This is a genomic window from Inquilinus sp., from assembly GCF_057815775.1.
The window spans coordinates 1-11,050 of the sequence record NZ_JBYRFX010000906.1 but is presented as its reverse complement, the minus strand read 5'-3'; the positions used below and the strand labels follow the sequence as shown (position 1 = coordinate 11,050).

General features: G+C 62.7%; 10 protein-coding genes. 7 read left to right on the top strand and 3 right to left on the bottom strand.

What is annotated here, in order from left to right:
* The 7 genes from AC3XYG_RS32420 to AC3XYG_RS32390 all read left to right on the top strand — a co-directional run.
* A partial coding sequence (locus AC3XYG_RS32420) for a LuxR C-terminal-related transcriptional regulator (protein WP_489144013.1) occupies window positions 1-436 on the top strand: 436 nt, incomplete at its 5' end.
* 526 nt (window positions 437-962) lie between these two features.
* Window positions 963-2,639 (top strand): putative bifunctional diguanylate cyclase/phosphodiesterase, encoded by a 1,677-nt coding sequence (locus tag AC3XYG_RS32415; protein ID WP_489144012.1) that lies wholly within the window; start codon window positions 963-965, stop codon window positions 2,637-2,639.
* Window positions 2,640-2,750: 111 nt separating this feature from the next.
* Window positions 2,751-3,266, top strand: a complete 516-nt coding sequence (locus AC3XYG_RS32410; protein WP_489144011.1) for a hypothetical protein — start codon at window positions 2,751-2,753, stop codon at window positions 3,264-3,266.
* A gap of 2 nt (window positions 3,267-3,268) precedes the next feature.
* Window positions 3,269-4,441, top strand: coding sequence for a class I SAM-dependent methyltransferase (locus AC3XYG_RS32405; RefSeq protein ID WP_489144010.1), 1,173 nt, complete (start codon window positions 3,269-3,271; stop codon window positions 4,439-4,441).
* Window positions 4,402-6,804, top strand: a complete 2,403-nt coding sequence (locus AC3XYG_RS32400; RefSeq protein WP_489144009.1) for a SpoIIE family protein phosphatase — start codon at window positions 4,402-4,404, stop codon at window positions 6,802-6,804. The genes AC3XYG_RS32405 and AC3XYG_RS32400 overlap by 40 nt, the downstream gene beginning before the upstream one ends.
* Window position 6,805: 1 nt before the next feature.
* A complete protein-coding gene (locus tag AC3XYG_RS32395) occupies window positions 6,806-7,369 on the top strand; it encodes a slr1658 superfamily regulator (RefSeq protein WP_489144008.1) in 564 nt (187 codons plus the stop codon).
* On the top strand, window positions 7,335-7,727 hold the full coding sequence (locus AC3XYG_RS32390; protein WP_489144007.1) for a slr1659 superfamily regulator: 393 nt from the start codon (window positions 7,335-7,337) through the stop codon (window positions 7,725-7,727). The genes AC3XYG_RS32395 and AC3XYG_RS32390 overlap by 35 nt, the downstream gene beginning before the upstream one ends.
* A 64-nt stretch (window positions 7,728-7,791) precedes the next feature.
* Here the strand turns inward: AC3XYG_RS32390 and bcsN are convergent, their stop codons facing one another.
* The 3 genes from bcsN to AC3XYG_RS32375 are packed head-to-tail and all read right to left on the bottom strand — an operon-like array spanning window position 7,792 to window position 10,930.
* Window positions 7,792-8,400: a cellulose biosynthesis protein BcsN gene (bcsN, locus tag AC3XYG_RS32385; protein WP_489144006.1), complete on the bottom strand. Its 609-nt coding sequence runs from the start codon at window positions 8,398-8,400 to the stop codon at window positions 7,792-7,794.
* 17 nt (window positions 8,401-8,417) lie between these two features.
* Window positions 8,418-9,902 (bottom strand): hypothetical protein, encoded by a 1,485-nt coding sequence (locus AC3XYG_RS32380; protein ID WP_489144005.1) that lies wholly within the window; start codon window positions 9,900-9,902, stop codon window positions 8,418-8,420.
* A complete protein-coding gene (locus AC3XYG_RS32375; protein ID WP_489144004.1) occupies window positions 9,887-10,930 on the bottom strand; it encodes a family 8 glycosyl hydrolase in 1,044 nt (347 codons plus the stop codon). The genes AC3XYG_RS32380 and AC3XYG_RS32375 overlap by 16 nt, the downstream gene beginning before the upstream one ends.
* Window positions 10,931-11,050 lie beyond the last annotated feature (120 nt).

Here is an 11,050-nt window from a genome sequence, read left to right as displayed (position 1 = left end):
GGACCCGGCGCATGTCGTCGGCATCCTGACCTGCGGCGCCCGCGGGTACATTCCGACGAGCGTCAGCCTGACCGTCGCCGTCGGGGCGATCTCCCTGGCCCAGGCCGGCGGCGTGTTCGCACCGGCCAGCAGCCTGATGCTGTCCCACGCGGCACACACCCATGCGGCGCAGGAGCGGCCCCCTGTTACGGCGACCGGCAATCAGCTCTTTACCGAGCGGCAGGCCGAGGTCGCGGAGGCGATCTCGCATGGCAAGGCGAACAAGATCATCGCCTATGAGCTGAACCTGTGCGAGAGCACCGTGAAGGTTCATGTCCGCAGCATCATGAAGAAGCTGAAGGCGCAGAACCGTACGGAAGTGGCGGTCAAGCTGCACAGCCTCGCCCCCCGGTCGGGCGGTTCAGGCCAGGCAAGGCTGCTGGCGCTGAACGCATAGCGACGCGGCCGGCCGACGGCCATTCGGCCAGCCCGCCAACATCGGCCCATGGGCCGCTAAGAGCACGTGCAGGTCGCCTCCATCGACTTAGCCGCCGGTCGCCAATCGGATCTGACTGCAGTGCGCCACTCAGCATCCATGACATCCAGCCGGCGCGCCTGGCAGCGGCCTGGATTGATTGCCCAACAATTGGCGGCGCCACCACCGGGATGTTGATCGGCAACGCGGTTTTTGGGCCGCAAGAGCCCGAGAGGCCTATCATTCGTAGGTATCGAGCCGGTACGAGCGATCGGGCGCCGGCGGCGGCTAAATCCACAGCCTTCGCGGCTGGACGAGGATGCGTTGAGGTTCTATCATCCATATAAATTGAAACAATCTAATAGAGAGACTTGCGATTTTTTACAGGTCAGCGGCTACGCATATTGAAACTTTGACCGACCATATTCGATAGGGGGTCGTTGGCTTGCGTCGCATTTCAAAGTATCAATCATTGATCCGAAGATGGAAGGGGCTCTCTGATGAGAATTTGAGATTCAGCCCGAAAGTCAATGGCAATCTGGTGCTTCCGGATTGGTTGAATTATACCCGGGAAGCTGTCGCCTTTTTCGATGAAGACTGGCGTATAAGCCAAGCCAGCGGCAACTTCCGGCGAAGCATTCCGGCTGCACGCAAGGCAGACACTAAACTTGAGGACTTGCTGCCCAAATTTGCCGAGCCGGACATTCGGCATGAGCTTCGCGGCCTTCCCGAGACCGGAATGGCCCTCGAAGTCGCGCTGTCGCATCCGGTCACGGGAGTAGCCACAGTCGCCCATGCATTCCGGGCCGGCAACGGTTTCGGCGTCATTCTCGAGATCGAGGCGGATGGACGGGGTCCCACGGACAGGCCCGAGACCGATACGCTCCTGCATTGGGCCAGCCATGACTCGCTCACGGGACTGCAGAACCGGCGGTTGTTTGACGAACGGCTCGGACAAGTCCTGGCCAATCCGTCGACCTCGAGGATGGGCGTCGCACTGCTTCAGATCGATCTCGACGATTTCAAGGCCGTGAACGATACGCTGGGGCACGGCGCCGGCGACTCTCTCCTGCAACTCGTCGCACGCCGCATCGAAGAATCCCTGGGCAGCGATGCGATCGGCTTCCGATATGCGGGCGATGAGTTCGCCGTCATCCAGTTCTCGGGAAATCAACCGCGCGATGCGGAACGGCTCGCTGAACTCCTGATTTCCAGGCTGAAAGCACCGTTCGAAATCAATGACATTCCAATTTTCATCGGCGCCAGCATCGGGATAGCGTTCGGAACCGAGCACGGCACCAGCACAGAACAGTTGATGAAGGCCGCCGATATTGCCCTATACGCGGCAAAAAGTGAAGGTCGGGGGCGAGCCCGTATCTTCGAAAACGCCATGCTGGCCTTTCTGGAACGGCGCGAGAATTTGCGGCGGGATCTGCGAAAGGCGCTTCATAGGGGAGAATTGTTCGTCGAATACCAGCCGCTGGCCCGCCTACCGTTTTCCATTGTTGGCTTCGAAGCCCTCTTGCGTTGGCGGCATCCGGAGGCCGGCATCATCGCACCGGGGTCGTTCATTTCGATCGCGGAAGCCGATGGCCTGATGGATGAGATCGGTCAGTGGGTGCTGGAGCAGGCCTGCACGGACGCCCTAAACTGGCCGTCTTCCATGAGGATCACCGTCAATCTCTCCCCTGCTCAGTTTAGAAGCGGGTTTCTCATCGACAACGTCTGCCGAGCCATCGACCGCATCGGGATTCAGCCCGACCGGCTCGAATTCGAAATCACCGAGACGGTTCTGCTCGAGCAGACGATGCACAACCTGGACATCCTGCACACGCTGAGCCTGTTGGGAATCGGAGTATCCTTGGACGATTTCGGAACGTCCTATTCGTCCCTCGGATACCTCAAAGACTTTAATTTCAACAGCCTCAAGATCGACAAATACTTCATCCGGGATCTCGAGATAAATCAGAAAAGCCAGACGATCGTGCGATCGATCCTAAATCTTGCTCATGGACTGGGGATGAGCGTGACCGCCGAAGGCGTTGAGACAGAGGCACAAATGCGCTGGCTGGCAAAAGAAGGCTGTGACCGGCAACAGGGATTTCTGATCAGCCCACCTCTCAGCAGCCATGATACCATCCGGTACATCGACAGAATTGCGCGGGATCCACCCCTCACGAACTGAACATCCTGGGCGCATACTAGAGTATTTTGTCAGATATTTTACTTCGGTTTTTAGGCAATATCGTCAGATATTGCTGCCGCGGTGTCGGGCTTGGCTGGGTCGAGGAACGAGATGGATCATCACGCAATGCCGGAGTCGACGCGGGGCTTCCTGCCGCTGATCGAGATAGCCATCGATGCGCGGGAATTCTCCGCCCACTGGTCGCAGTGCGATTTCGTCGCGACCTATCTGGCGCGCATGATCAGCCACAACAGGAGCGATTCGACCCTCTACTCCAACCTGTTCTCGTCGGCAGTCAACGAACTGCTGGAGATCGCCTATCGAATCCATAAGCGGACAGGCATGGTGACGTGCAAAGTCTCCCGCAACGGCGATATCGATCGCGTGGAGATCCGCATCCCATGTGCTTCGCGGGATGCGCTGTTTCTGCTGGAGGCGGCCGACAGGCTGAACCGTCCGGACTCCGAGAGGCGATATCTGGAGGCCCTCACATCCGAGATCGGCACGGATCCCGACATCGGCCTGCTCGAACTGACCCAGGACTATGGCGCCATGGTTTCGATCAGTGCCGATGACGAACTGATCACGATGACGGTCGATCTGCGGATCGATGGTCCGGTGGGCTGACGATGCCTGGAGAAGCCGCCCCGTTCACCGTCCAGTACAACGAGAACAACCAGGAACTCCTCCTGGCGGGGACGTTCCGTCCCGAGACCGTCGCCGACATGGCGGATTGCATGGCCTTGTTCGCATCCGCAGTCCGGCGCGCTCGCGGCACGCTCTATCTGAATGTGAAGCGCCTGTCCCGGCTGAACAACATCGGCTTCCAGACCCTGGCGCGCGCCATGGTTCACGCGTGCCGTGATCGCCCCGATCTCAAGATCGTCGTTGTGACCTCGAGCGTGGTGGGCTGGGCCACGGGGAAGTTCGGGCGGCTGTCCCAGGTCGAGCCGGCAATTTCCGTCAATGAATATGATGGGCAGTTCTATCCGGGCCAGGGCTTTCTGGAAGAAGGCGGGTTCATCCCCATCCTGAGAACCCAGACGAGGATGACCTGGCGCCATGAGCGGGATATTCTGCCTCGCCACGGCCTTAAGCCCGGCATGGCGATGGCCGATATATGCTGTGGCATCGGTGACTTCGCCGCCCTGGTCCAGCGGGAATTCGAACCGTCTCGCCTCGTGGCGCTGGACCACTCCCGCTCCAGCCTTGCTTATGCCCGCAAGATGGCCGATGAATTCGGCATCCGAGGCATTGAATACACCTATGGTGATGCGGCAGAGATGCTGCTCGATTCAGACCAGTTTGACTTCGTCACGTGCCGGCATTCCCTGCAGATCTTCAACAAGCCCAATCTTATTTTGAAGGAGCTATTCCGGATCTGCAAACCAGGCGGCCGCGTCTACATCACGAACGAAAAGAACTCCCACTGCCTGGGCGAACCCCGGGCCCAGAGCATCCAGTGGACCTACAATGAGGTGGCGAAGCTGTTCGGGCATTTCGAGATGGATGTCGAACTCGGTCCGAAGAGCCGCCGCTACCTGACCGATGCCGGGTTCGAAGCCATCCGGATGGAATCGTTCATGGTCACGAATCTCGATGGCGATCCCCAGGATTTCGCAGAGATGATCGCGGCCTGGGAAAATGTCTATGCGGGTGACATGGCGGTCCGACGTGGCGACGCTCCCGAATTCATCGAACGCTTTCGGCGGGGATTCCAGGATCACATCCATGCCGCGCTCCATCCCAAGGGCTATGCGGGATGGCCGATCTGGGTGGCGTCGGGGCAAAAGGCGCCATGAAGGACGCTGCCGATCGCCCGTCCTTCTGGGCGCGCTCTTTTCGGGCCAAGTTCATCGTCGTCGTCGGCATCGCCGTTCTGTTCGACCTCCTGCTCAGCAGCGGCCTGGCCCTCTGGAATGTGCAGCGACTTTCGCGTGATGCGACGGTCCAGGTGGGCGACGGCCTGACCGGCGCCACCCAGGAGTATCTACGCACCTATGCGATCGAGACGGCGGAGCGGGCCAATCTCCTGATCAACCAGGTCCATTCCGAGGTCAACACCCTGGCCGCGGCGCTCGAAGCCCAAATTCAGCATCCCCAACAGCGGGCGGCCCTGGGCCGGACGATCGCCAAGGTCAACCCCAGCTCGGTATCAGTCACCTATGATGTGCAGGGCGGCTGGGCACAGAATTCGCCGGGGGCGCCATCGGTGGTCAGCGTCTGGGGATATCTCCTGGGCGACGACCATCGGCCGCGGCCGGAGGTTCAGCAGGAAATCGAGGACAGCTCGATCCTCGACCTCATCGCCCCAAGCCTGATGGCGACCGGTACTCCCAAGCTGCAGATGTACTATATCGGCCCCAAGGAATCGCCGATCTTCCGCACCACGCCCTACACTGACCAGGCGCAGACCTTCGACCGGCTGTATCCCGGCCACAACGCCGCGGCCTTCTGGGATTTCTTCTTTCCGGAGCTTTATCCCTCATGGGAGAGCTGGCTCGCCGATCCGAAGGCGCGGCCGGTGCAGAGCCAGATCACAATGACCGCCCCTTATACCGACGCCATCACCGGCAAGCTCATCATCAGCTTCTTTCACCCGCTTCTTAGCCAGGACAGCTCGCGGATTGCCGGCGCCGCCGGGGCGGACATCACCCTCGACCAGTTGGGCGAGGTCGTCAAAAGTGTGAGGGTCGCGGACACCGGCTTCGGCTTCCTGGCGATGTCGAACGGAAATGTGCTCGCGATCGGGTCGTCGGGTGAGAAGATCCTCGGCCTTGTTGCCGCCAACGAGGCCGCCAGCCAGGGCGTCACGGCGGTCGATCGGTCGCTCCGGCGCAGCTCCCAGCCGGCTGTGGCCACCTTGCCCATCGGCAGCGACAACGACGGCAAGGTTCTCAGAATCACGCTCGACGGTGGCGACGGAAAGCAAACCCCATATCTGGTGGAGTTGTTTCCGCTCCATCCGGTCAATGTCTGGAGCGGCGGTCCGATTGAATCCGAGACGATGTCGATCGGCATCGTCGTTCCCGAGCGCGAGATCTACGCCCCGCTTCATGCCGCGCAAAGGGGCATCTCCGAGGCGACCAACCGGATCATCGAATGGCAGATCGCGGCCATCCTGATCTGCATGATGGTGGTGCTGGCAGCCATCATCGCCATCTCGAAGCGGATCACCTCGGGCCTCAGCGCCCTCGCTGACGGCGCAAGGCGGCTGCAGAACCAGGACTATTCGGTGCGGGTGAATATTCCGACGCGCGATGAGGTCGGCGAGGTGGGATCCGCCTTCAATGCGATGGCGCAACAGATTCAATACCACACCGAGAATCTCGAACGCCTGGTCGAAGACCGCACGAGCGAACTGGGCCGTGCGAATGTCGAGATCTCCGCCCTCAACGCCCGGCTCGCCGACGAAAACCTCCGCCTGGGTGCTGAACTGGCGGTCGCGCGCCAGATCCAGCTGATGGTCCTGCCGCGGCCCCGTGAGCTGGAGGCCATCCCCGAAATCGAAATCGCGCCCTTCATGCAGCCGGCCGATGAGGTCGGCGGCGATTACTACGACGTGCTGCAGGGCGCTAACCGCATCAAGATCGGCATCGGCGACGTCACCGGGCATGGCCTTGAGAGCGGCGTGCTGATGATGATGGTGCACTCCATGGCGCGGGCGCTGGAGGAGGCGGGAGAGGATGACCCCGAGGTGTTCCTCAGCAATCTCAACCGCGCCCTCTTCAAGAATATCGAGCGCACCGGGGCCGAGAAGCACATGTCGCTGGCGTTTCTCGATTTCTCGGGTCACGAGGTCGTTCTGACCGGTCAGCACGAAGACGTCATCGTCCTCAGGGAGAATGGGGATCTCGAAATTCTGGACACGACCGAGCTCGGGTTTCCGGTTGGCCTGGAGCCCGATATCGAGCGCTTCGTCACCAGCAAGACGTTCCACTTCGGCGATGGGGACGTGATCGTCCTGTATACGGACGGCATAACCGAGGCAGTCAACCAATGCGGCGCCATGTTTGGCCTCGACCGGCTCTGCAGGAGCGCGCTTGCTCACCGGAAAGGTGACGCGAGCCAGATAAAGGCTGGGATCATTAAAGACCTCCTCGAATATATCGGCGAGGCAAAAATCTACGATGACATTACATTGATTGTCATAAGGCACCGCTGAGATGACGAAACGATGGTTCGGATCCACAGATATCGTGGAGCAGGAAGATCACCTGATCGGCCGCCTGGATTTCTTCGACGGGCCGCTGGAACTGAGCTGGCACCACTGCGCCACGACGTCGGATCTCATCAGCCTGCTGTGCGCGATGCGGTTCCGTCTTCCTGCGCAGCAGGTCAAGGAGGCGAGACACAGCATCGCCTATCTATCGAACGAGCTGATCGAGAACGCCCTGAAATTCAAATCTCCCGGCGACATTTCGATCCGGGCCGCCGTCGGCGGCGGGGCGTTCAACCTCCAGGTCAAGAACCTGATCGACGTCGCGGCGGCGGAGCGGTTTCAAACCACCCTGTCCGATATCACCGACGGTGACCCGAACGACCTGCTGATCAGCAAGATCGAAATCAATGCAACGCAGCCCGACTCTCGCGAGTCCGGACTGGGTCTTCTGACACTGATGAGCGACTATGGAGCCAAGTTGGCCTGGATGTTCGGCCCGGTCGATCACTTGAACCGGGTCTGCCTGGAAACCTATGCGTCCCTGTCGATCACGGGGGAAAACCGTTGAGCAGCAAAGGTCACGTCTGATGGAAGTCAAGACCAGCGATTACCATGCCTGGGTCGAGGGCACCGAGATCCACCTGGAGGGCACGATGCGCCTCGCCGGCGGCGAGGCCTATGCGCCCATTCTGACGCTGATGGAAGATGTCCTGGACAGCGCGACGACGGCGATCACCTTGAATCTGACCGATCTCGAATACCTCAATTCGTCCGGCATCAACATGATCGCCAAGTTCACGATCGACATCCGCAAGAAAGGTGGCATCCATCTAACCGTCAAGGGATCGAGCCAGATCCCGTGGCAATCGAAGTCGCTGCGGAATCTGCAGAAACTGCTGCCCGATCTGGATCTTGTCGTGATCTGACGTCCGGTCGGCAGGCCGCATCCGCCCTGTTATCCGGATGCCCGGTCACCACGGCCCTCAGGCATCATTCCCCATTCACCAGATGGGCCGTCGGGTCGCCGAGTGCTGGATCGAACGACCAGGCGCTCATCAGCGGCAGCAGGTCATCCGGCGAGGCCGTGGCGTCGCACACCCGCAGCGTAATGTCCGCCTGGTCGATACCCTTCGGCAGGGCGGCGCCCAGCGATCGCTGCAGGCGCTGCAGGGCAAAGAGGCAGCCCGGGCTGCCTTCGGGCCGACCGGAGACATAGAGGAAAGAGCCGTAGCGGTTCTGCCCCTCGTGAATCGACTTTGCGTCCAGCGCGCCGAGCGGCACCGTGACCGCCGCCAGGAACTGGTCGCTGGTGATCCGCGTCGCCTTCCCGTCGGCGACGATCTCCAGCTCCAGAGAATTCTCTCCCTGGATGCGCGTGTTGTTGCGCAGGACGTAGCGCTGGTCCAACGTCTGCCCGCCCCTGCGGTCAGACACGGCCAGCACCATCGGGCGAAGGGGCGCGTCGAGGCGGAGGGCCGCCCGATTGAGCGGCGTTTCGCGCCACAGCATCGTGGTTGATGCCGGGTCGAACGGCTTCTTCGGCGCGCAGGCGGCGGCCAGCAGCGTGGCGGCGATCACGAGAAGAAGGCGAGTGCGCATGGCTTGAGAACTCATGATCAGCTGAACCCGTATCGTCCGCCACGGGCGATGCGCAGGCCTTCCCGACTGTCCGGCGTGCTGAGCACGTGGTCGAGTTCCGTGAACAGGTCGAGCGCCTCGGCGTAACGATGCAGCTTGTAGTACGCAAAGCCACGCAGAAGCTGCAGGTCGCGCCGCGGCGGCACGCCATCCTGGTCGCGGGCATCGAACAGCCGCAGCGTCTCGTGATAGTCGCCGCGCTGATAGGCCGCCGTGCCGAGTTGGGCCAGTACCTCGCCCTGGACTTCGCGATGCTGCTTGCCCGTCAGGGTCGCGCTGTCGATCATCGCTTGCGCGTCGTCGACCAAGCCCCGCCGCAGGGTGGAGAGGATCAGCCCGTATGTGGCGTCCTGGACCTCCGAGCCCTGGCCGCCCTGCGATCGGACCGCGGCGAACAGCGACGAGGCCTCCGTCGGCCGGTCCAGCGAATAGAGGCACCAGGCGCGCGTCAGCTTCAGGCCAGTCGTGGTGGCTGCATCCGTCAGCCGCAGGCAGTCGGCAAACGCGCCGGATTGCTTTGCCGCTTCCGCAGCAGATGCCTGGGCGGCACCTGGCCCGGCCGGACCCGAAGTTCCCCGCACGATGGGACCGCGCTGCGCCGTGCGATGCCCGGCCTCCAGGGACTTCTGAACGCTATCGATCGCTGCGGCATCGCTGCCGGACCGGTCGCGGGCCAGCGCATAGAGCAGTGTCATCTGGTCCGGCGACAGGAACGCATTCGCCTTTTGCAGCGTCGCGATCCGCTCTTTCAGGTTGCTGCAGGTGCCGATCACGCTGCGATACAGGTCGAAGGCCGACGATGTCTGCTGCAGGCGAGCGAACGCCTCCGCGGTTCGCCAGACCGTGTCCGTGCGGGCGCAACTCAGAAGATCCGGCTGCTGGCGCGCCTGGTCGATCACCGTCTGCCACCGCGCCGCTTCGCTCGCCGAGCCGAGATGCTGCTGCGCCTCGGCGATGTCGAGCTGCCGGAGCAGGTCGGCCGACGGGGTATAGGACGGGTTGGCCTGCTGCAGCTGGGCGATCCGCGCCCGTACATCGGCGTAGCGGCCCGTTCCAAACAGGTCCCACAGCTCCTGTTCATTCACCGAGGGACCAGCCTGCCCCCCGCTCATGAGATCCGCGGGGGGCTCCCACGACGGGTCGACCGAGCGTAGGCGCCGGATCTCGGCCTCGACGCGGGTCCAGTCCTTGATCTGCACGTAGTATCGCAGGGCGGTGAGGTCCCGCTCCCCGATCTGGTGCGAGGCTGTGGGGGCCGCGATTGGAGTGGGTGGCGATTGTGCCGGGCCCTGCGCCGCGGCGCCTGGAGTGTCCGTGGCCGCCGGCGGCCGGATCGCCTGGGCCAGGCGCAGCATCGTCGACCGGGGGGCAGATGCCGCCGGAGCGGGCACGGGCTCGAGCGCGGCGGCCTGCGCCGACACGGTCGTCATCAGGATCAAGGCAAGAGTCAGAGGGGCGCGCATGTCGGATATCGCTCCCGCTGGACCACGCGGGTCAGCATCAGAAGGGTTGAGGGATAGTACGGCTCAGCGGTGCGCAGCGGTGGCGGATCGCTGAACCCGGTGGTGCTGAGAACGCAGGAAACAAGGGCTGGCAGACCGAGATAGCCGGTATCGAGGCTGCGTTCCAGCACCCTGCCGGAGGCGGCATCGACGATCATCGGCATTCCGGTGGCGCGGCCGCCCCACAGCGAGTCGAACCGGCCGATGGCGTCCTGCTTCGGCAGACCGGCCCACAGGAGATAGAGCGGAATGCGATAGGCGTTGTAGCCGACCACATAGGGCTGTTCGGGCGGGGCATTCAGCCGGCCGTCGGGATGGAGGGCCACCCAGTCGGGCGGCACATGTCCATCCGCCGTCACCTGGTCGATCAGGGCCAATCCGCTGTCGACCAGTTCACCCCAGCGGGCGTCGCCTGAGGCGGCCTTGAAGTCGAGCAGGGCGGGGAACACCCAGTACGACAGGTTGATCACCACGCCGCCATCCGGCAAGGAAAAGCCCTCCACGCCGGGAATCAGCACGACCCGGCCGGCAACTTCGGTGCTGGCGTGGTCGAGTGCCGCCCGGGCCAGCTTGGCCGAGGCATCCCGATAGCTCGTGTTTCCCCAGGCCTTGCCGGCCTGCAGCAGGGCCCAGGCCACCAGGATGTCGCCGTCGGTCGCATTGTTCCTGTCGGTGACGCCCTTGCCGCCCGGGTCCCAGCGCCAGGCGAGAAGACCGTCTTCGCGCACCAGGAGATTGGTGCTCGTCCAGCCCCATAGCTTGGCGAAGGTGGTCGGATCGGTATGGGCAACGGCCAGCAGCATGGCGTAGCCTTGCCCTTCGGAATGGCTGATGTTGCCGCCGGGCGCGTCGATCACGCGGCCATCCGTGCTGATATAGGCGCTGCGCCACAGCGCCCATTGCATGTCGTCCTGTTGCGCGACGGCTGCCCCGGGGCGCACCGCAGCGGCGAACGCACCGATCAGAACCCAGAGCCAGGCCGTCCGCATCACATCCCCCTCAGCGCTGTTCGCGGACGCCGAGGCGCCCCAGCAGCATGTGCGTCACGCCTGCCGCCACTGCCGACAGGACGAGAATCGCGATGGTCCACGCCATGCCGTTCCGCGAGA

Excerpts from the sequence above, each read along its gene's own strand:
- AC3XYG_RS32410 (WP_489144011.1), top strand. The coding sequence starts at position 2,751 with ATGGATCATCACGCAATGCCGGAGTCGACGCGGGGCTTCCTGCCGCTG.
- AC3XYG_RS32405 (WP_489144010.1), top strand. The coding sequence starts at position 3,269 with ATGCCTGGAGAAGCCGCCCCGTTCACCGTCCAGTACAACGAGAACAAC.
- AC3XYG_RS32400 (WP_489144009.1), top strand. The coding sequence starts at position 4,402 with ATGGCCGATCTGGGTGGCGTCGGGGCAAAAGGCGCCATGAAGGACGCT.
- AC3XYG_RS32395 (WP_489144008.1), top strand. The coding sequence starts at position 6,806 with ATGACGAAACGATGGTTCGGATCCACAGATATCGTGGAGCAGGAAGAT.
- AC3XYG_RS32390 (WP_489144007.1), top strand. The coding sequence starts at position 7,335 with ATGCGTCCCTGTCGATCACGGGGGAAAACCGTTGAGCAGCAAAGGTCA.
- bcsN (WP_489144006.1), bottom strand. The coding sequence starts at position 8,400 with ATGCGCACTCGCCTTCTTCTCGTGATCGCCGCCACGCTGCTGGCCGCC.
- AC3XYG_RS32380 (WP_489144005.1), bottom strand. The coding sequence starts at position 9,902 with ATGCGCGCCCCTCTGACTCTTGCCTTGATCCTGATGACGACCGTGTCG.
- AC3XYG_RS32375 (WP_489144004.1), bottom strand. The coding sequence starts at position 10,930 with ATGCGGACGGCCTGGCTCTGGGTTCTGATCGGTGCGTTCGCCGCTGCG.